At 46.8% G+C, this 22,235-nt stretch carries 12 protein-coding genes; 2 read left to right on the top strand and 10 right to left on the bottom strand.

The genetic code is table 11. From position 1 onward, the window contains the following. Positions 1–476: 476 nt before the first annotated feature. Together ACEW9O_RS19035 and ACEW9O_RS19040 are read right to left on the bottom strand one after the other, a co-directional pair. Positions 477–1,205: a sulfite exporter TauE/SafE family protein gene (locus ACEW9O_RS19035; RefSeq protein WP_373551779.1), complete on the bottom strand. Its 729-nt coding sequence runs from the start codon at positions 1,203–1,205 to the stop codon at positions 477–479. A 286-nt stretch (positions 1,206–1,491) separates the two neighbouring features. Next, positions 1,492–9,189 (bottom strand): gliding motility-associated C-terminal domain-containing protein, encoded by a 7,698-nt coding sequence (locus ACEW9O_RS19040; RefSeq protein ID WP_373551780.1) that lies wholly within the window; start codon positions 9,187–9,189, stop codon positions 1,492–1,494. 258 nt (positions 9,190–9,447) lie between these two features. On the opposite strand from ACEW9O_RS19040, the gene ACEW9O_RS19045 reads away from it, so the two are divergent. Next, positions 9,448–10,029, top strand: a complete 582-nt coding sequence (locus ACEW9O_RS19045) for a hypothetical protein (protein WP_373551781.1) — start codon at positions 9,448–9,450, stop codon at positions 10,027–10,029. On the opposite strand, the gene ACEW9O_RS19050 is transcribed toward ACEW9O_RS19045, so the two are convergent. The 3 genes from ACEW9O_RS19050 to ACEW9O_RS19060 all read right to left on the bottom strand — a co-directional run bounded on the left by ACEW9O_RS19050 (position 10,026) and on the right by ACEW9O_RS19060 (position 12,127). Continuing rightward, entirely contained in the window at positions 10,026–10,409 is a 384-nt protein-coding gene (locus ACEW9O_RS19050; protein ID WP_373551782.1) for a hypothetical protein, read from the bottom strand. The two genes, ACEW9O_RS19045 and ACEW9O_RS19050, sit on opposite strands and share 4 nt — an antisense overlap. A 141-nt stretch (positions 10,410–10,550) precedes the next feature. Beyond that, positions 10,551–11,084, bottom strand: a complete 534-nt coding sequence (locus ACEW9O_RS19055) for a DUF2911 domain-containing protein (protein WP_373551783.1) — start codon at positions 11,082–11,084, stop codon at positions 10,551–10,553. A gap of 89 nt (positions 11,085–11,173) precedes the next feature. Further along, entirely contained in the window at positions 11,174–12,127 is a 954-nt protein-coding gene (locus tag ACEW9O_RS19060) for an L-threonylcarbamoyladenylate synthase (protein ID WP_373551784.1), read from the bottom strand. A gap of 279 nt (positions 12,128–12,406) precedes the next feature. Here ACEW9O_RS19060 and ACEW9O_RS19065 point away from each other — a divergent pair, with 279 nt between their 5' ends. After that, a complete protein-coding gene (locus ACEW9O_RS19065) occupies positions 12,407–13,441 on the top strand; it encodes a hypothetical protein (protein WP_373551785.1) in 1,035 nt (344 codons plus the stop codon). A 124-nt stretch (positions 13,442–13,565) separates the two neighbouring features. On the opposite strand, the gene ACEW9O_RS19070 is transcribed toward ACEW9O_RS19065, so the two are convergent. The 5 genes from ACEW9O_RS19070 to ACEW9O_RS19090 all read right to left on the bottom strand — a co-directional run bounded on the left by ACEW9O_RS19070 (position 13,566) and on the right by ACEW9O_RS19090 (position 22,092). Further along, entirely contained in the window at positions 13,566–15,380 is a 1,815-nt protein-coding gene (locus tag ACEW9O_RS19070) for a T9SS type A sorting domain-containing protein (protein ID WP_373551786.1), read from the bottom strand. Positions 15,381–15,400: 20 nt separating this feature from the next. Then, positions 15,401–19,591 (bottom strand): T9SS type A sorting domain-containing protein, encoded by a 4,191-nt coding sequence (locus ACEW9O_RS19075; RefSeq protein WP_373551787.1) that lies wholly within the window; start codon positions 19,589–19,591, stop codon positions 15,401–15,403. Between the two features lie 35 nt (positions 19,592–19,626). Next, complete coding sequence (locus ACEW9O_RS19080; RefSeq protein ID WP_373551788.1) at positions 19,627–20,565, bottom strand: hypothetical protein; 939 nt, start codon at positions 20,563–20,565, stop codon at positions 19,627–19,629. A 143-nt stretch (positions 20,566–20,708) separates the two neighbouring features. After that, positions 20,709–21,365 carry a hypothetical protein gene (locus tag ACEW9O_RS19085; RefSeq protein WP_373551789.1) on the bottom strand — a complete coding sequence of 219 codons (657 nt, stop codon included), beginning with the start codon at positions 21,363–21,365 and terminating at the stop codon, positions 20,709–20,711. Between the two features lies 1 nt (position 21,366). Beyond that, a complete protein-coding gene (locus ACEW9O_RS19090; RefSeq protein ID WP_373551790.1) occupies positions 21,367–22,092 on the bottom strand; it encodes a hypothetical protein in 726 nt (241 codons plus the stop codon). Between the last annotated feature and the right edge of the window lie 143 nt (positions 22,093–22,235).

Genomic DNA, 22,235 nt, shown 5'->3' on the forward strand with positions numbered 1-22,235 from the left:
GATAATCAACAGCAGTTGATTGATCACAACGTGGCAGCCTTCGACTGTTTTTGGTAGCTCCAACTCAATGTTTTTGATGCCCTAAGATACTTTTTATTTTCATATTTAGCAGCCGCCGAAGGCGGCTGCTAAATAGTTACGTTTTTTTTCAAAAAAGCCATTCATCTACAACATTTTTTACCGCAGAGTTTCTCAGAGTACACGCGGAGTTTCTCAGAGTTTAGGCCACCTTCGGTGGCAAAGATTACTCAGAGCCGCATTGAATGAACACTAATGCCAAACAATCAAATCTTAATCGTACTCAACTCCCAGCCACCAAAGGTGGCAAAACTCTTAACAACTAATAAAACTCTGAGAAACTCCGTGTTTACTCCGCGAAACTCTGCGGTAAATAAATTAATTCAATACTCACGTAAAATCACGCACAAATCCTTGATTTTCAACTTATCTCAAGTCTGTTGATTGTTCCCCTCCTCTCACATCCCCACCCAAGTCAACACAGCCGACACCACCCCCACTACCACGATAAAAGTCCGCACCGTTTTTTCCGACAAACGATACATCACCCTCGCTCCGGCGTATCCTCCTAACAAGCTACCACCAATCATCGACAACACCGTCGGCCAGGGCAGGTCTACTTGAATGATGAAGATCGTGGCCGCAACCAGGTTGATTGAAAAACCAAGTATGGATTTCAGCGCGTTGATTTGCAAAAAATCCTTCATGCCGTACAAGCTGAACACCGCAATCATCATGATGCCCATTCCGCCCCCAAAATACCCGCCATAGATGCCCACTAGAAACTGCAAGGGGTAGACGATGTATGGATTCGGCTCGGTTTTCAGGCTTTTGATCCGGTCTTTAAAGTAGATCAGGGCGGTCGCAAACAGGATAAGCCCCGGGATCAGTTTTTTCAATTGCGCTTCATCGGTCCACAAGAACAGATAGGTTCCCACGATACTCCCCAGGCAACTCAAAATGGCAAAGATGATCAGGTTCGCTACTTTTTCATTCAAACTCTTGCGAAAACCCCAGGCACTGGAAAGCGCCCCTGGAAACAAAGCAACCGTACTAATGGCATTGGCAGCCGTAAGGGAATAACCGCTGTACACCAGGGCTGGAAAGGTAATGAAGCTTCCTCCACCTGCGCCCGCATTCAACATGCTGGCGAAAAAGGCGGCGAGACAAAGAACAATGGTCTGCATGATCAATGTGTTTTGCGCAAGGTGGTGTGTTGAAGGGTTTCCAAGCTGCGCTCAAATTTTCAAAAAGTGTTATTGACACAAAGAAACACCAATATCCCGAATTTCTTAGGACACAACTAAAGCGACATTTTTGTAGCACAAAGGAAAAAAAAGAGGACACAGGGAACACAAAGTTAGACGTTGACGACGCTTCGCTTTGTGTTCTCTGTGTCCTCTTTTTTTTCCTTTGTGATTAATAAAGTGTCGCTTGGTGCTTGGATCATGCTTTGCGATGCAGGCTAAACTCCTACCTTATCAAACTCACACTCCCCTTCAACTTTTCCAACTTCCCATCCGCCATTTCCACCTCAGCATACCAGGTAAACACCGCGCTATTCAAAGTTTTGCCTACAAAAGTACCATCCCAACCCAATAACACATCATTCGGGCGGAATTCCTGTAGGCCGTACACCTGATTGCCCCAACGGTCGTAGATGCGGAAGAAATTGACCTTGTTGACTTGCGAGCCCGAATAGACGTTCAATAAATCGTTGATCCCATCGCCATTGGGCGAAAAAACATTGGGGACAAACAGCGGTAAATTGCGGATCACCCGAATGGTGAGCAAATCCGTAGCGGTGCAGCCATTAGCCGCCTGAATGGTAATTTGCGCGGTAGTGGTCGTGCTGGGTTTCAACAACTGATTGCGCGCATTCGGGTTGCTGAGGGTAGTCCCTGTCGACCAGGTGATTGATACAATGCTATCTGTGCTGATGATCGGTATGATGCTCACACTATCGCCCAGTTTGATCTCCCGATCTGGGCCCAACTCTACTGAAGGCGGAGCTGGTGCCTGTAGTAAAACCGGACTGGTCCAAAGGCAACCACCCGCGTCTTTTACATTGAGATTATAGGTGCCAGGGCGCAGGTTGCGGAAAGTATTGTTGGCTTCGGGCAGCGAATTGTTCAACAAAACCAAATAAGGTGCCGTACCACCGGTAATGTTTGTCACCATGACTTGCCCGGCTTGATTGGTGCCACAGCCCGGCTGGCGCACGTTGAAGACAACTGAATCTATCGCACTGGCAGCTTCTTGTACCACCAAACTATCCCGGCTGCTACAACCATTCAACCCATCGGTCAAAACCAGGCGGTATAAGCCAGGGGCATTGACCCGAATCAGCGCAGTATTTGGATTGCTGACAATACCCGCCTGCGCTGCCGACCAGCGGAAATTCAAATTGCGCCCCTGCGAAGTCCCCGCTTCCAGTTCAATCACCGCCGTCACACAATCCAACACGTCCAATGCACGCATGCGGATGCGTGGCACCAAATAGTCTTCGGTCACCACAGCAGAATCTACGGAAATACATCCACTTTCCGCATTGCGAACCGTCAGGCGATAAACACCTGGCAGGTTGACCAATGGCGTTTTGCTGGAATCGGCCAGCGCTTGCCCGTTTGGCCCACGCCAGGAGTAACGATAAATTACTCCGGTAGCGCTGCCACCTGCGTCGATCCGCACCTGGCTCCGCGAACAACTCAGCGTCGCAGGCGGGGCAATATCAATGCGGGGACGATTCTGGTCAGCTTCCAGGGCAAAATCGGTAGAATCCTGGCAGCCACTCAAGGCATCGGTCACGATCAGGCGGTACAAACCCGCCCGGGCAGTGCGCATACTATCATCAGCAGGGCTGCCAATGATGCGGCCCCCATCCACCGGTGTCCAGAAATAGCGTAGGATCCGGTTGAAGGGATTCGTCGAAGCGGCACCCGACAAGGTGACTTGTGCTACATTGCAAGAAATCAAGTTGGGGCCATTGATCTGGGCAGAGGGCTTCAGTGCTTGATTGTTGACCTGCACCTCGTCTGCTGCTACACAATTGTTGACCGTATTGCGTACGGTGAGTCGGTAGATGCCGGGCTGATCCACCTGGGCATTGGCGGTATTCTGGCCACTGATGATGCGGCCACCATTGGCGGTCCAGCGGGCATCCAGGGTTTCGCCTCCACTGGAAGCAAAGCGCCCTTGTAAGTTGATTTGCAAGGGTACACAGTTCAAAAAAGTATCCTGTCCAGCCGACACTTGGGGCCGCCCCAGGTCACTGGCAATGAATACACTATCGAGACTGGAACAGAAATTGTCCCGGTTTTGTACTTGTAAGCGATACCAGCCGCCACTGATGATGATAGGCGTAAGGGTGGTATCTGCCTGAATCGAGGGATTGTTGCGGCCCGACCAGGAATAGCTGAGGCGGGTGCTTGGGTTTTGTACATCCCCTTTCAAACGTAGGCTTAAGGCGTCGCAGCGCAGGGTATCGGCATTGCCCGCGTCAATGAGGGGGCCTTGGTTGTTTTCACTGACTTTGACAAAAATGCGGTTGCGACAATTGTTGCGCGTATCCGTGAGTTCGTAACTGTATAAACCGGCCCGGTTGACGCGCAAATTCGCTTGCGCAAAACAAGCCAGGGTATCTCGATTGAGTCCCAATGCGCACCAACTTCCCGTGTAATTGCCGCCAGTTGGTACACTCCCCATCAAGGTCAGCACGGTATCCCGGCAATTGAGGCTTTGGTCGGCAATTGGGGTAATCGGGGGTAAACCTGCATCAGGCGTAATCCGAAGTGTATCAGTAGTGGAGCACTCATTGCGACCATCTTCGACCCGAATGAGGTAACGCCCCGGGGCATCTACAATGGGGTTTAAAGAATTTTCACCCGCCAAAATTCGCCCATTGTCGAGGGCAGTCCAAACGTAGCTGATCCCAGGACCTACGGACGACATGTTACCGTTGAGGGTGAGCCGTTGGTTGTTACAATCCAAAATTGCATCCGCCCCAGCAGCAGCAAGTGGTGCCAAGGTATCTAAACCAATACGCACCAGGGTAAAGCTTTCACAATTCGTTTGTATGTTGCGCCCAGTGAGGCGATAATTGCCCATCCGAGCCGCCCGGAACGCACCAGGTAAAGTATCGGCAAGCAACAGGCCATCTGTAGTTGCCCAATTCCAGGTGATGGGATTATTGGAAGTTGAATCAGGATTAGGCAAGGCGATCTGTTGAGTGCCACAAGTCAAATTTGCATCAAACCCTGCTGGCAAAATGGGCAATTGCTGATCGGAGCGCACCACTATACTCAGGTTAATTTGCCTGGCGTTGGAGTCAATCACGGTAAGGTTATAGGTTCCAGCACGGTTCACCCGGGGTGCAATGGTATCTGCTCGGGAGACAAAGTTGCCATCGGCACTCGTCCAAGTCACGGTACAGCCTACACAGGGCCGACAAAATGCTGCGGGCAAAACCAACTCGGTTTGGGTACAGGTCAAAACAAGATCATCATCCGTAGCCCGTACACAAGGTGTACAGTTTTCTTGTTCCTGGATGGTAATGGTATCAGACACAATACAATTGCTGCCCAAGTCAGTGGCGGACAAGATGTATTGACCACCCTTAGTCAGATTAACCAAAAGGGTGTCATTCCTACCGACAATGTTCGGCCCAGTCCAGCGGAATTGATAAGTACGCTCTTGAGGCAGCACCGTTGCGCCGCGGTAGCTGAACGTATCGCGATTGCAGGGGAACAGTGCCGTATTGAGGATGATTTGGGGAAAATTGGTGTCTTTGGGCACCAGTATTTCGGTTTGTGCAAAACAGCCATTGCTGGTATTCAATACCTCTAATGCGTAAAGGCCGGGGTTATTGACTTGCGCCTGCAGGGTCCGGCTTACCACTTGCCCCTGATTGTCCAGCCAGGTGTATTGGATATTCGCTCCCTGTGTGGAATTGCGGCCATCCAAAGTAATGTTGGGTGTAGTACAGGTGATGGTATCGGGCTTTGCGACCATTGCTACGGGTAAGATTTGATCGGCAGTGACCAGCACCGTAGCCGTATCCCGTTCATTGACGGCCAAGTTTTCGATGATCAATTGATAAGTACCGGGACAAATGACATCCACCCGCTGTAGCGTTGAATCACTCACAATACATCTTCCGGTCGGCCCAATCCAGCGGTAACGAATGGAGGCATTGAAAGAAGAGCCGCTGCCGTCCAAGGTGACGACCGCCTGCCGACAGGTCAAAATAGCCGGATTGGCAATGATCGCAGTGGGTCGGCAATCTTTGCTCACGATGACCGTAGCGCTATCGGAACATCCAAGGGCGGCATTATCGATCACCAATAAATAAGTACCCGGCTCTCGCACCAACAGCTGGGTATCCCGACCTATTTCACTGTTTTGGAAAAACCAGCGAATTTGTCCACCCGAAGAGCCCCGGGCAGATAAAAAAGCTTCACCAGCCGTACAATTGATGTTGGTAAAAGCAGAGACCACCCTGGCATTGGGAGTCAGTGGGTTTCGGTTCACCATAACGGTATCCGTAGCAAAACACCCGTTGACTGTATTCAAAACCCGGAGTATGTATTGCCCATCACAATTAATGTTGATGGATGCGGCTGTGGAATCCGGAATGGTGCAGGGGCCACTCCAAGTGTACTGGATATTGCTCCCAGTTGCTGAGCCCTGGGTATTGAGGGTTACGCTGGGTCTGCTACAGGTTAATTCCTGATTTGCCCCAGCTTGCACTGTTGGCGGAATGCGGTCATTGTTGATGATTATACTATCCGTAGCAAAACAACCATTGAAGGTGTCCCGTACCATAAACCGATAGGTACCCGGCTCCAACGCTGTTACCGTCAAACTATCCAACTTCGCTCCAATCACCCCATTGATGGTAGACCAGCTGTAGGACATCCGGGGGCTAGTCGTAAGATTTTGAGCGCGCAAAGTGCCTTGTGGCGTTTTACAATCCAGTGCAAAGTTTGCACCTGCATCTGCCCGCAAAGTCATGGTATCGATAAAAACATTGGCGGGCGCTTCGGACACACAACCGTTTTGGCGGTTGGTGGCGCGCAGGATGTATTGTCCGGGTTTGTTAACTGTGATGTTTAACAATGAGTCTGGCGATACAATCCCAGGGCCGGTCCATTGTACCTTGATGAACTGGGCACCTGCAGAATCAAGGGTAGCGGGGATTTGTATTGTCGGGTTATCACAAGTAAGGGTTTGATTGGGACTAACTGTAGCCCTTGGTTTGACCTGATTGCTGAATACCTCTACACTGTCTATGGCAATACAACCATTGGTTTTGTTCAGTACAGTGATTTTATAGGTTCCGGCACAACTCACCGTTACCAAAGGTTGACGGCTACTACCAATGATACAAGTGCCGGACCACGCATATTCAAAGTCTGAGCCACCCGAGGAATTTAAACCATTCAGGCGCAAACGGGGATTTTGGCAGGTCAACAAATCGACAGCAATGCCCGCATCGGCGACAGGCACCGCGCTATCGTTGCTCACGGTCACCACTGCAGAATCTCGGCATTGGGTGATGCTATCCCGCACCAAAAGTTGGTAAGTCCCAGGCCCAGCTATGTTGAGTCGGGCTTGATTGGTGACCCCGTTAATTTGGCCATCCGCCGTACTCCAGCGATAAAGCAGCGTGCTCCCACCCAAGGATCCGGTTCCGTCTAATTGGGCGTCGGGTTGGGTACAAGAAAGAGGTGCTGGTGTAGCGATAACAGCTCTCACGGTGGTACTGCTGTCCTTAACTGCAACAACGGCTCCACTGGTGCAACCATTGGCCTGGTCTGTAACTTCCAGGGCGTAAGACCCCGCACGATCCACGGTAATATTCGGGATGGAGTTCAGACTGGTGATGTTTCCACCACTCAAGGTACTCCAGTTGTACAATAAGGTGCGATTACCGGGATTGACTCTGGAGTTAAGGGTTACAGAACGATTGATACAGTTGAGTTCCCGGGGGGTATCGATCGACAACTGGACGGGGATAGTATCCGCTGCCACGGTGATGGTATCCAAACTCACACAGTGGTTGAGGGTATTGGTTACGGCCAATTCATAAGCGCCTGCGCGCCGAACCTGGGTTTGTAATGCGCCCGGGCTGGTTACAGTTTGGCCACTCAATCCTCGCCAACGAAATTGAAAGGAGGGGCCCTGGCTTGATCCAGCTCCACTCAAGGAGATGTTGGTATTGGTACAAGTAATAGTACCGCCACCACCAGCTATGGCGATGGGCTGGCTGGTATTTTGAATGACTTGAACATTGGCATTGGCGGAGCAGCCATTGCGCGTATTGTCAATTTGAAGATTGTAAAAGCCGGGGCCGCTGACAATGACCGAATCCCGATCAGCCGCTCCTTCGATACGCCCGGTACCGCTAGTTGCCCATCTGTAAATGGGATTGGCCAAATTGCTACTGTTCGCTGTACGAAGGGTGATGCGTGGAGTTCGACAGTCCAGGGTGTCCAGGCCGCTGATGTTGATGGCTGGCTTGAGGGTATCGGCAGTAATGATGATGCGCTGACGGTTAACACATATACCCTGCTTGGTAAGGACTTGTAGATAATAGGTATTGGGAGAGGTCACTACAAAATGAGAACTGTCTCCAATGGCGTTCCCCATGTTGTCTTCCCAGCGGTAATTCACCTGACCTAGTGGGAGTGAACGGGTTCCATCCAAGACTATCTGCTTGCGGATACAGGTAATGACAGTATCCGGTGTAGTAATAATTGAAATGGGGCTGGCATTGGTTAAGGTCAAGCGAATCAAACTATCACAACCCTGGCTCGAAATCAAACGGATCGGGTAGATCCCTGGGTCGCTAAATCGTTGTCCAGCCACCACCACTGAACGACCAGCGCAAATTTCGATCGTAGTATCCCGAACTGGGATCGCCGGCAATACGCGTAAGTTTAAAGCTACAATACTGTCACAGCTACTGCGCGATTGGAGCGTATCTACATAATTTCCAGTCGTTTTATACAATGTGGTGCCTACTCGGACTGAATCCCCCGCACAAATGGTGCTATCCAAGGTGACCCTCAATATCCTTTGAACTTGTACCGGAACGATGACCAAACTATCACAACGGCCTGGTTCATTAAAGGTGACATAATAACGGCCAGTTGTTTTAAAACTACGGCCATTGACGACTACTGAGTCTCCTTCACAAAGCACCTTGAGAGGTAATACGATCGAATCATTGCGTGGGGCAATGGTTACATTGACACAATTACTGGTCATTTCTCCACAAAATGGAGCAGCATTTTCCAGTAGTCGATTGCGCAGGGTATCCAAGCGTAAGACATTGTTCGCAGCAGGAAAAAGACTGCTGTCCTTGCGCGCATAAGACAACCCGCAGACCTGATAGTTTCCAGGGGCCAATTGTCTCAGATCTGGGATTGAGTCGTAGCGCTGCAAGATCATATCACGACCGATCGCAAAAGTGTAGCCAAATTTGCTGGAGTCGGGTTTCACACCAGGATAGGTCGGCGCAAGTGCCAGGTTCAGGTCGGTATCGTATTGGCAAGCTGATACAGTGTTGAGGTTGTTTAAAACCCCTGCGTCGGCAAAACAACAACGCTGCCCTTTTTTGTCACAAAATTGAATATCCAGGCCAACCAGTCTACTCGCAATCTGGATACTACTCAGCGTTTTAAGCTTCAATTTCCAGGTGCCATTCACCGGTCCGGTGTTGAGTTCTTCCAAACAACCCAGGTACGGCAAATAGGAACCTATAATACCCTCAGAACCAAATGGGTTGGTGCTATTGTTCCAACGCGATCCATATGGAACCTGGGGCATGGGCGTAGTCTGCAGGCAGCGCACGAAGGTTACATTCCAAGTACCACCCAAGGTGGCTGGTGACACCGTGGCATTGGGGCCAATGAGCTGGATGGTGGTGCCACCTGGCGAAGTAAGCCACACTTCAAAATCAGTAATTGAGTTGTGGCGAAAGCGCATGTTTACGCCACATACACCTTGGCCTGCTGCCGCCAAATTGTTATTGAGGACATCAAAAACTTCAAAGCTGTATTCTGTTGAATCGTTGGCAGGAATCAATAAAGGCGTTTCAATCGGGCAGTTTTGTCCCCACAGGCAGCCGCTCAGCAGAATTGTCAATATAGTAAGGCAATGCTTCATTGTAGCACACAGATTAGTCCACAGGAAAAAGGTAGCGTAAATGGTCTCGGAAGAAGATTTTTTCGTTGCTAAATAGAGGGAAACAATATCAACACATTGAACGAAGCTTTACAGTGCCGAGGTATTTAAGGACTCAAAGTTAGTATATTTCAGTAAGGAGGCTACCAAAAATTTCAATATCGCTGCCAAGTGAGGAGAGAGCATGTATCTTTGTCGGGCATTATCGTAAAAATCAAACCATCAACAATGTTTTCAGCCATGCGTAACATCGTTATTGTCCTATGTTGTTTGGGGTTCATGAGTCTGAACATACAAGCCCAAAGCCTGACCAGAAGTACCGACAAAGAAAAAAGCAGTAGCACCAATCGCCGCATCTGGTTCGGAGGAAATGTGCCCTTGGGTTTAGGCTTCGGTTCCTCTACCCTGATTCAGTTTGGCCTCAGTCCAATGTTGGGTTACAAATTAACTCCAGATTTTTCGATTGGTCCTCGGATAGGTTTTTTGTATAGCTACTATAGTCAACGTTTGCCAAATGGGCAAGTGGAGCGGGTGCAACCATTATCCTGGTCAGCCGGAATTTTCAGCCGATACAAGTTCGTGGATCGCTTTTTTGTGCACGCGGAATATGAATACGCCAATGAAGCTGTGCCTTATTACACCTCTAACGGATTTGAGGTACAACGGTATAACGCCAACAATTTGCACCTTGGTTTAGGCTTGTTGCAAGGGGGATCGGGAGCAATGCGGAGCGAGATCCTGTTGCTGTACAATGTTAATCCGAGTCCGCTCTCTTCAAGATCGCCACTATCCCTGCGCTTTGGGCTCAATTGGCATTTCTAGTTTACTTGAATGCTTTTGCCCAATACAAAACGGAAATTAATTTCGCGCAAGGTGGCGATAAGGGTCAGACTGGTGTCATTCAAGGTTTCAATTTGATAATCAGCATCCATATCGCCACCGCGCTGCAAAAGCATTTGTTTTTTCAACTCATACTCTGCTTCGGCAGTGGATCCGGACATGTTGGTGATCATTTTTCCATCGCCAAAAAATTCGAAGAATAAACCAGCTAGGTCTTCCGATTTTTGTTCATTTCGAAAACCTTCCCGCAGCTCCCAGCGACCCAATAAATCGGCTTGATCTATTTTGGGCTCATTTTTACAAGCATGAAAGCCAAGGGATACCAAAGAGAGAAATAATGTAGACGCTATCAATCGTTTCATGGAGTGTGTATTGAATAAACTGGGGCAAAAATAAGAAGAATATACAATTTCGGATGTCAGATTTGGGATGTCGGATTTCGGCCCAGACGCTTCGACAACGCTCAGCGACCGGGGCCGAAATCCGACATCCCAAATCCGAAATTACTTGGCTTCTTTTACCCCAAAAGCAATTTGAACATTTTCCCAGGCAATACTGACTTCTCCTTTATCCGATACATCAATGGCCAGTTGTTCTACCAAGAGTTTGGTTTTGCCGGGTTTAACCGTAACCCGTAGGGCGTCCATGTCTTTTTTGTAGCTGTAAGCGCCCCATTGGCTGGCTTCTTTGTTGAAGACCACAACCCATTCTTTTTCGCCGGGAACGGTAAACAAAGAATATTTGCCTGCTGCCAATTTTTGTCCTTCAATCAGAACTGGTTTATTCACCTCAAATGTGGTCGCCTCATTGGCACCAGTGCGCCAAACTTTTCCATAAGGCACCAGTGCACCCCAGATGGTACGTCCCTTTACCGAAGGTGCGTTGTAGGTAACGTTGATGCTGAGTGAATCCAGCATACGAGTGGCAGTTTTAGCAGGGCTGGGCCGTTGGGCTTTTTGGTCTTGAGCCTGCAGGGCGGTAGATGCAAAAATGGCCAACACCATTGTCAAGGCGATTGTGATTTGGTTGAAACGCATATTGATTTGGTTTTTTAAACAGTCCTGTGAATAGATATTAGACTTCAAACTTCAGGCTTTAGTAACAGAGCATGCCGATAATTGGTTGATTATTCCACAGCGGCAGCTCGTCTTAGTCGGTCGTTGATGGCGCGGCCCAGGCCTTCTTCTGGCAATAATTCCGTCAGAATGAAATCAATAGGCAAACGATCTAAATAACGCATCGCCGAAAAAAGATTTCGTGCTGCCTCGGTATAATCTCCTGACGAAGATAATGCAAACTGCCGTTCGGAGGGAATCTCCGAAAATTTTTCTCGAAAACTGAGCACTCCAACCGCCTTTCCTTCATAGACGGGGATAAGTTCCAATAAGTTGCCTAGCACCAGCGGCACCCGTGGCGCATAGTGGCTTTTGAGCATCCCCGGTGCTTGGGGATTGGAGCTGGAATGGGCTTTTACCTGCACTGGCCCGATTAGGGCTTCAATGGCCTCTACCGAAATGCCCCCTTTGCGAAAAACGGTGGCACGCCCCTCGGGAAAGCCTACAATGGTACTTTCCAGTCCAATGCTGCAAGGGCCACCATCCAAAATGTAGGGGATTTGAGCGCCTAGTTGATGGGCCACGTGTTCGGCGCGGGTGGGGCTGATGTAGCCAAAGGGGTTGGCACTGGGGGCAGCCAAGGGAAAGGGCAGGCTTTGCAAAAGTTCCTGGGCCAAAGGATGCGCAGGAATCCGCATCGCCACCAGGGGCGAACCAGCGGTGACCAAGTCTGAAATCTGGTCTTTTTTTTCCAACAACAAAGTTAAAGCCCCAGGCATAAACTGTTCGGCGAGTTTACGGGCCAGTGGCGGAATGTCCTTTACCCAGTTTTCCAAGTGCCGCAAATCGGGCACATGCACGATCAAGGGGTCAAAAGATGGCCGTTGTTTGATGGCAAAAATTTTTGCCACCGCTCGTTCATCCAACGCATTGCCAGCCAAGCCATAAACGGTTTCGGTCGGAATGGCGATCACTTCTCCCTGTTTCAATAAAGCAGCAGCCTGGGCGATGTTTTGGCCGATCATTCGATGGTGGACTTGGTTTGAGGTGCAAAGAAAGGGTTTTTGGGGGAAATGACGAAATGACGAATTTTTCGAACGACGAATGACGAATTTGGAGCATTGCCCTCAAGATTTGTTGGTCAGTTCACATAAATGGAATCCAAGTCTAGCGTTTCCCAAAAATCCCAGACGATACCTCCCCATTCGTCATTCGTCATTCGAAAAATTCGTCATTCCATCCCCGATTCCGTAGCTTGCAAATCCAAAATAAAATCCCTACTTTTGCCACAAATTGCGTTAAAAATGCTCATCGCGAATCCAATTTACGACGTGGTCTTTAAATACCTGATGGAAGACTCCAAAGTAGCCAAGCTGCTCATTGGTTCTATCATTGGCGCGGAGGTGTTGGAATTGGAGTTTCGGCCCAAGTCTTTTACCACTTCCGTACATTTGGACCCATTGAGCATCAAGCCCACCTTTACCATTTATCACCTGGATTTTTCAGCCAAAATCAAAACGCCAGCGGAGGAAAAACTAGTCATTATTGAGGTACAAAAAGCCAAATTGGCTACCGACATCCTGCGCTTTCGGCAATACCTGGGCAAACAATACAGCGACAAAAAAAATGTGTATACGGTAGAAACCCAAGACGGGGGCAACAAAACCCTGGCCCTGCCCATCATCAGTATTTATTTTCTGGGACACAGCCTGGACAGCATCCACGACATTCCAGTCATCCACGTCAACCGCAAGTACATTGACGCATATTCTAAGGCTGAGATCACCCAAAAAGACTATTTCATTGAATGCCTGAGCCACGATAGCTACGTTATTTCCATTCAAGACTTAAAAACGCGGCGGCGAAACGAATTGGAAATTCTCCTGAGTGTGTTTGACCAGAGCAACCAAACCGAGGATCAACACATTCTCAATGTACGCGAGGAGGATTTTCCAGAACAATTCCGCTCCATTATCCGCCGCCTGCAAAAAGCAGTAGAAGTACCCGAAATACGCGACAATATGGAGGCGGAGGATACTTATCTCGAAGAGTTGGAAAATCAAGAACGCCGAGCCCTAACTGCGGAAAGAATTGCAAATGAGGAGCGTAAAAAAGCAGACGAGGAACGAAAAAAAACTAAAGAAGCCTTAAAACAAATCGAGCAGGAAAAACAGCGGGCGGAGCAAGAAAAACAACGGGCTGAACAAGCCGAAGACAAACTCTACGCAAGCCTTAAACGCATGCGCAAAGCTGGCATTTCTGATGCGGATATTTGTACTTTTTTGAACATTAGCCACCAGCAACTGGAGCAAATGACGAATTATTCGAATGACGAATGACGAATTTGGAGCATTGCCCTCAAGATTTGTTGGTGAATTCGCATAAATGGAATCCAAGTCTAGCGCTTACCAAAAATTCCCAGCTGCTACTCCCCTATTCGTCATTCGTCATTCGAATTATTCGTCATTTCTTCAACACCCTCAAACTTTCCCTTCTTCCTCCACCACGCCATTCCAAAGTATACCAGCCGGCTGGCCATTGAGCCACATTTAAGCTATACTGCTGTGCGTACGGCTCCATTTGGAATCTTTGCAACACCTTCCCTTGAGCATCACTCCAAAGCAGTTCTACTCCGGAAACCTGTGGCACCCATTCTACCGTCAATTGGTTATCAGTAGGATTGGGATAAGTACGGATGACGCGGAGGTTTTCGATCGTTTTTTCCACCTTGGTAACCGCTTTGGGAGCCGTGAAGCCTGGGGGGAGATTGGAAAGGGTGAAACAAGCCAGGATTTCAGAAGTGTATTCAACAACGGGGAATGTGTAGACACCAACCTTGAGCGTATCAACCTCAGCTGTTTGAAAAAGACCATAAATACGGCCATTGGGATCGTAGCGCAAATTGGTCACAAAAAAGAGGCCCTCGCCCGCCGCAGGCAAAGTTACCAAGGTATCCACATTACCATGAAGGTTGTAATGGACTATGGCAGACGTATAACCCTCCCAAACCAACTGGACAGTTTGCCCTTCAAAGGTAGTGGAAGACTCCCCTTCGAATGCAAAAATGTCCAAAGGCGTCAACAAACCACCATCAAGGGCCACACTGGCCACTTGTGCCGCAAAGGTCACGTCAACTGCCGCGTTGTCATAAATTTTTTGCCAGACGATTTCCCCTTGTTCATCCAGGCGGAACAAAAAGCCGCCGTATTCATCCGCTCCTGCGCGCAGGGTCTGTTGTTTCCACCGCAAAAAAGTTTCAAAATAACCCATGAGGTAAGCATGCCCTTGAGCATCGGCTACCAGTTGCGCTTCGGCGTATTCGCCGTGCAGCTCCCTGATCCATAGCACTTGCCCTTGGGCATTGTATTTGATCACCAGGTAAATGTCTTCCAAACTGGAGCCTTCGATCAGGGGGCCAGTGGTGTAGCTAAAGCCATGAGTATCACTCAGGGTCGTTTCTTCACTTGCTTCACCAAACAACAACACCGAGCCATCCGCTTGGGGGATCAATTTTAGGGGATAAAACCCACCATTGTCGTAGTGAATGGCCCCAATTTGCTCCAGTTCGCCTGTACCCAGGCTTCGGGTTATGAGTAATTGATAATTTTGATGGCCATAGTACCGCTTTTGCCCATTCCATACCAGGGTATCCCCATAAAGATTGCACACCAGGTGCCGCTGCACAGAGGCATCAATGTTCAATACCGGGCCGCCTGCACCCCCATAATATTCAGCATCGGGCGGGGCGCCAAAAGCGTAGTGTTGCTCTACTTTCAACAAATTCCCTCCAGGGCTATACGTGACGATGAAAAGGGCATTGCAATACTCCTCGGGGCAGGGGTTCTGCAAGGGATCACCCATTCCGGCAAAAAACTGGGGCGTATCGTATTCTCCGGAAATCAAAATATTTCCAGCAGGGTCGACAATAAGGCTATTGAGATACCCCAAACTGCTTTCCACCCCGTCTTCGTCCAATCCCACCAAGGTGCGCGCCCACTGGAATTTTCCGGCGGCGTCATACTTGGCTAGGGCGTAAGCTCCGGCTTCGGGATCGGCAAATAGGGTGGTGTCGACATACTGGATTTGATCCACGATGCGCTGCAAGAGGTAGCTGCTACCTTGGGCGTCAACTACGAATTGGTCGTCGCTGTCGAAACCGAAATCGTCGTTGCGATCGGCGTCCTTTTTGGTCGCCCAGTGGTAGTTGGGGGTTTGGGCGGGTAAATTACCCATCCAAATGTTCAACAACAGCAATGAAATTACACTATACTTAAGCATGAATTTTAGATTAAAATGGATTAAGGTTTAACTTTTACAACTTTTCCTACACCGATAACCCGACGCTCGGCATTAACCACCTGAATGATGTAAATTCCATGAGGAAGCAGTTGTGTGCTTAGTTGGTGACGATTTAACCCAATTTGGCCTTGCACAACAGCACTTTGTACGGTATTTCCAAGTTCGTTTTGAACGACAATTTGTACACTGGAGGCAAGTTCCAATTCAAATTCGGTCATCACTTCATTGCTGAATGGATTGGGATAAAGTGTAAGTGCTTTTGACAAGTTTTTCGGGCTTGGAGTATTGCTCACATTTGGCTTACCCAGTTGGAGTAGTTCTGCGGTTGGGGCACTTGGAACACTATCCAATACATAAGATACATAGGCCCGATCAAAAGCGCCGGTCGTGTTGTAAAACCCATACCCCCCAAGCTGACGATAATAAGATTGCCCTTTGAGGTTTCCTCCAAAATAGATGACGCCATCGTCGTACAGTATAGCCTTGATGGTTTCGGTCTCTGGCCCGCCATAGGATTTTTTCCAGGTCAAAGCCCCAGTTGAATCGTATTTGATGAGGCCAATGTCCTCTTTACCTTGGCTGTAAAGGAATACCGCATCGTTGGCATGTTGAATGATGCCTGTGTAGGTAAGACCCAGACTCAGGCCGGATTGTAGATCAAATGCTACATCAAGCTGTTGAGGATCAAGGTTCCCCTTGAATTTGTCAAACCAGCTTAAATTTCCGCTTGTGGAATAAACCAATAGCCCCAGCGCATTTCCCTCCTGAACCGAGCCGTTGCTCAATAAAGTATCAAAATTGCTCAATACCAAAGCATATCTCTGTGCATTGGATGAAGCAGCAAATTTGGAAATGGTTGCGCCATTGAGGTCTATTGTTTTGAGGAGGTTAAAAGCCAGATCACTGGATTGGATAGCTGCTACAAAGCCCAGGTCACTTGAATTCAGGCTGATTTTTTGATCATTGATCTGTAAGGTATCACCCAGTATCCGCCCAGCTACCAGTAAATCACCGCTGCTGCCTTGCGCAAAATGAAGGCCATCCAGCGTATCGATATGCTGTAAAATATTCATGCCCTGGAAAGTACCAGAAGTGCCAATTCTCATCATGAATCCATCCAAGCGCTCGTGGGTATAGTCCGGATTCAGCAATTCACCTCTGTAGCGCAAGGCACCACTTACATATCCACCCAGGTACAAAAAACTATCCCTCACCGAATAATGCGTAATGCGCAGCAAGGTATCCGATTCCAGGGGAGCCGACCAAGCGTGCTCTGGGCCAGAATAAGTCAACACATATTCCCATTTGGCAACGGACTCGTATACGGTAAAGGTCTTGTTGGCGTCCCAGCTGTTCCATTCGTATTGGAGCGTAGAGTCAGCAAAGAGGGCAAGGTTATTGTCCACATGGCTGTAATTGTAATAGTAGTTGCCCTGAGCACTAGTTGTAATTGCTTTGGGTACAATACCTCCTCCGCTGATGAGTGGGGCAAAACGGAGGAAGGATTCTGAAGATAGGGTGTCAAGAAACACTTTAACTTGAACCTCAGCATCTTCAGAACTACCTGTCAAACTTAGATTGTTGTGCACCTCATTATTATCCAAACTTGATTCTTCGTGATCATGTGAATCAAAGTTTGAACCACTCCCGAGAGGGCATTTTTGTTCTCTTGCAAATTTTTCAACTTCACCGGCGTTAATAACCGAAAAATTTGCGGTGCAATAGGTTACCAGCATACACCGCTCATTGTCATGATTCGTATGATTGTCTTTTGCATAAAAAAGAATCCTATCAAGGTCACTGCTTATTACAGGAACTAGTGTACCTGCTTTAAATTTCTGAACAATAACATTCAATCTTTCAGTTTTCCAATTACCATCACATGGATCACAAACAGGGGCATTTTGGATTTGCTGCTTCAGTTTTTGAATTCGCATCAAGCGACCTTCACTTCTACAAAAATTGACAGCCATACAAGCGTATCGCCCATCATTGACACCAGGAGTTGGGAATGGCGTGCTTTGTCCCCATTGGGTTTGTTGATAAACTTGAACCAACAAAGGTTTAATGCTGGCATCTTTGATGGCATCTTTAAAGGGTATGATTTCTGAAGGTGTTGAACAAGGTCGACAATAGTCAATGCTTGCCAATTCATCCAAAATATCATTCAAGGCAATAATGGTATAATTGCTAGAGCAAAACTTAATTTCTCTACAACCAATCGTGGAAATATCCCACTTTTGGGTTACCAAAGCTTCAGCTAATTCATACAGAGGTGGGGAGTTATTCCATTTATAACTCAGTTCTATACCAAATAACCCTGACCTACTCACAAAGTCATCTACAATCTTTTGTACTGTAACCTTTTCCGGAGTACTACAAGGTTGGTCTTTAGGCGGCTTCGGCGCTTCTTTACAAATACTCGTCCCATCCTTTCCAATCGGCATATCAATGTCTACAATGGCCGCTATTTCAGGATCGCAGGTTGATCGTTGTTTGCGCGCTTCGCCTACGCCACAGTCGATGATTCTGCATCCCTCCTCTACACGGTCTCCATTTTCTTTGAATCCTTTGTTCGGTTTGGTGTCATCAATGACAGTGAGTGAACCTGGGCAAAAAACTACTTTTGTACAATTATCGCGGTTGGTGTTGGCTTCGCACAAGCGGCGTAGCTCAGCTTTTTGCTCTGGCGTCAAGCCATTGTTTTCATCTTTCAACAAAGCATTAAAGACCTCATCAAGAATTCCTGCCCAGGAAGTAATGGCAGTTACCCTACTACGGCGTGGGTCATTAACAGAAAATGTTTGATCACCCAAAATACAGTCCAACATTGGGCGACACATCTCATTTCTTTCCTTTTTTTTGCCACTTGTCAATTCAACCGAATACTCTCTGGCGGCAGGAACTATGAACCTTGGCCGAGCCTTATTGGTTGGACAATACAAATTGAATTCACAGTCACCGTCTTTAGTAGCGGGAGAGGATACTATTTGGAAGGCAGCCTCAGCAATGCTTGGGGATAAGTTATAAGTACATTTCTCTTGAGGATTTGTGCCAAATATGCTTACTTCTACCTGATGAGGCCCCGCACCCAGATTGTTTACGGTAATGGAACTTTGATCATCATACGTTGTACCATCTACTTTGATGGAAATATTGCTGGCAGGAATGCCTAAGGCCGATAAATTAAGGGAAAGGCTCCCCGATTTTAAGTCAATTGGATTGCCATTGATGTCCTTCGTATCCAGTTCTGCGCAGGATGGCTGGCTTTGCACTTTAAAAAGTGTACTCAGTTCTGGGCTAGCTGAGCCACACTTAAGCAGGTTGTACTGATAATTTAATTTTTTACACTTATTGGAAAATTCCAGGGTTAGGAAGTCAAAGTTCTTGTATAAGTCAAAAGTGGCTGGCAAAGTAGCACCAGTGCCCAGCACATTGCCAGCAGGGTCTTTCCAGGTGATGGTATATGAGGCATCGGCATCCACAAAATTAGTGCTGCCATTGGGCTTAACCTGGGCCCGCAGCACTTGACCTGGGGTGGTAAACATTTTTGGGCCAACAACAGCAGACTCAAAATTGTATTGTAGCCCTTCGCCACAGCCATCGGGTAGCTTGTAAGGCCCTCCTACTTTGGTGCAACCCACTTCATCCGTCACCGTCACATGATACGAGGTGTTGGCCTCGGCTTGCACCAAATTGCCAGGGACCCCATTGCTCCACTTGTAAGTTGGATTGTTGGCAGTGCTGCTTACCTGAATGATTTCATTGCTGATGCTGACCAGGTCGACGGTGAAATTGCCCTCGCCTTCGGCTGTCATTTTTTCTGGATATTCTTTTTTAGTGCATTCCAAGCCAGCAAAACGTGGATCAAGATACTCGGCAACGATGACAAAATCTCCTGAACACACGTTTTCAAAACTGATGTATTGATGGCTAAAAGCTTCGCCTATATTGGATTGAGGAATTTCTACTTGTACCCCCTGAGCATTTTTCATCTTTAGCGTAAACTTGAATTTATTTGCCCGGATGGAGTTTTGAATCTCAATATCATTCACCGTAAGTCTGGCTTCACCTGTACAAGCATTACAGGCGGTTTTTTTGAACACGCCAGGTTTCAACTGGGCGTTTAGTAATAAGGGTGCAATCAAAAAAATTGCAGAGAGAAACTTCAGGTATAGTCTGTTTTTCATGTTTTTAGAGCTTAGAAAGTTAAACAAAACTGGTTTTAGGGTTTAGTTTGTTTGCGTTGTTTGGGCAAATAAGCTTGTAGGCCAAATTCTAAGTAATTACCCGCCCGAGGAAAAACGCTATCATCCATATGTATGAATGAAGCTTCCAAGGCAATTTTTGGGGTGATGAATAAATTGACCCCTACTTGCCCGTAGTACAAGTAATTGTCATTATAGTTACTCACATAATTTAAATTAAAGGTGTTCAACGAGTATTCCCATGCGTATCCAGCCTCAGCAAAGCAGGCCCACCTTGAAGCTGCAAAAGGATGTACATATCGCCCGAATACGCCAATTCTATCTTGAGAAAGTCTGCCTTGGCTCCTTGTGAACTTATCGTTTTCATCGAAGTATGAAAAATCTCCAAACCTTATGCGTTTATAAGCACTAAGCCCTACAATCCAGTGTTTGGAAAGCGCCAAGCCTACTTTTGGAGTCAGTACGAGGTCAAAACTGGGTTCAAGCCAGCGAGATTCAACTGCTGTTCGCACATAATTGGCATTGCCATTAAGCACTAAATCACCTTTCTCAACCTGATAGGCCTGCACCTCTTTTTTGGCTTTTTTCGCCGTTTTTTTGTTTTTGGCCAAAAAGGCTCTTAAAGAAAAATCCAGACCCCACAGGCGCGCAAAATAACGGTAAACTTCAGCAGACTTCATGTCGTAATACACTTGGGATTCAAAGGCCAGGTTGGGAAGTATCATAAAATCAACGCCTGTATTGCCAAGCAATCTAGCGGAACTCGGTCCATAAAACGTGGAGTGATCTGCATTTGAATCGCCTCTTAATCCTACAAAAGGAGCAAACTTTTTACCCGGCTTGAGGTAATAGTACCGGGCTTCCAGTCCAAAATTGAAGTCGTTCAAGGCTAGTTTTGAAAAATCAATTCGGGAGCTGTTTAGAGAGGGAACAAGCATAAAACGGTTGCTGAGCATGTAGCCTGCATCACCTTGGATGCTGAAAACCAAGGGGTCAGGGTACATCGTACTTTTGCCTGAGGCCATCCAGGTGCCCTTCTCTATCTGAGCGTTACACATGTTTAAAAATCCAAAAAATAAAATCAACACTATATTCTTCTTCATTTTTGAATTTTATTACTTGAAGTGGTTGGTAGATTCTTAAGTTCTTCTATTAGCTCCGGAAGAAATTGATATACAATCCCATTTGCCGTTTCAAGCATAATTGGTCTCAATGACATTAACCAATCAGCATACTCATCAAAATCCGTAGCATTAACAAGCTTCTTCATTATCAAAATCCGAATAGTAGGAGGATGAAGAAGAAATAAAGTAATATTAGATTTTTCGGTTTTTTCAATTTTCTTGTACGCATTTTCAATAGATGAATAATTTTCGAAAAATGGTATGATGTCATTTTCAATCATATCTTTTATAATTGGCATGATTGCATCAACATCATCACTGGTTATAATTTTTTGATTGCCTAACCATTCATCTCTTCCTGACGTAACGTGAATGCTATAAGGCAAATAATTTAAATTATATTTTTTATAATATTTCAATAAGATGTTTTCCATCTGATTGAAGCCAATAAATCCACTTACATAGCTATCTATACTCAATCCATCAACTTTGTGCCCTACAGACCAAGTTATGACTTTTATATCACCGTTTCGCTCCTTTTTCTCAAGCCAAATGGCTCCGCGATCGCTTTTTGCTTCCCAATCAATATCCAATTTGGATTTGATTAATTTAATTAAATCTGTTGCTTTCACATTAGAAGATTTTAATGTCAGTTATTACGTCTCCATTCATTGAGTCCCAAATTTTCACCCAAGTTGGCTTTACAGTAATTTCCAAACCTTGCTGTAAAGGTGGTGAAGCACTTCCAGTTACTCTTGGGCTTTCCAATTTAGAACTTCTGCTTCGCACAATCAAGTTAGAATTTGACGCTTTAGCGCCCATCTGGTTTGGGGTCAAATCAGTTCCACTTGAAAGCTTATTTTCTACAATTACAATATCTTTAATTTCATCAGTAATTCCATCTTGGGATTTGCCCCATTTAATGAATACTTGATCAGCCACAAAGTATTCTTCTCCATCATATTTTAACTGAACCTGACTATACATATCGTATTCATCTAGGTTTTTACCGCTTAAAATATCTTTCAGTTTCGCATAGTCTGAATTTGAGTTCCGTGCTTTAAGTGCATTCAGTACTGTTTCTTGTTCAAATTTACGTCCCGTCGCTGTAACCTCAGCAAAAAACTTTCCTTGTGACCATCGTAACCAAGATGCATCGGGTGGATTACCACTATTTAATAATTCCCAGTGATATGCAGGATCTTGCCGAACTTTAAGCCAAAGACTAACATCAACTGGATTGGTATTGAGCAATGATATTATTTCACTACCCCAGGTATGATGATTCAAATCTGAGTATAATTTATCCAGCCAAAAAGTGTTTTGTCGAATCTCCTTGGGGAGATTACCTGCATGCATGTAGTGGGTGTAATTCAAATTGTCGCACCTCATCATTAAGCTGCGGATTTCCTGAAAATATTAGTGATGAGATCGAATTTTTGGCTGCGTAAAGCGACCCTAAGTTTGATCATCTTATCGCAACCATCATCAGACCAGCGTTG

The organism is Haliscomenobacter sp. (genome assembly GCF_041740695.1).
Lineage (GTDB): Bacteria > Bacteroidota > Bacteroidia > Chitinophagales > Saprospiraceae > Haliscomenobacter.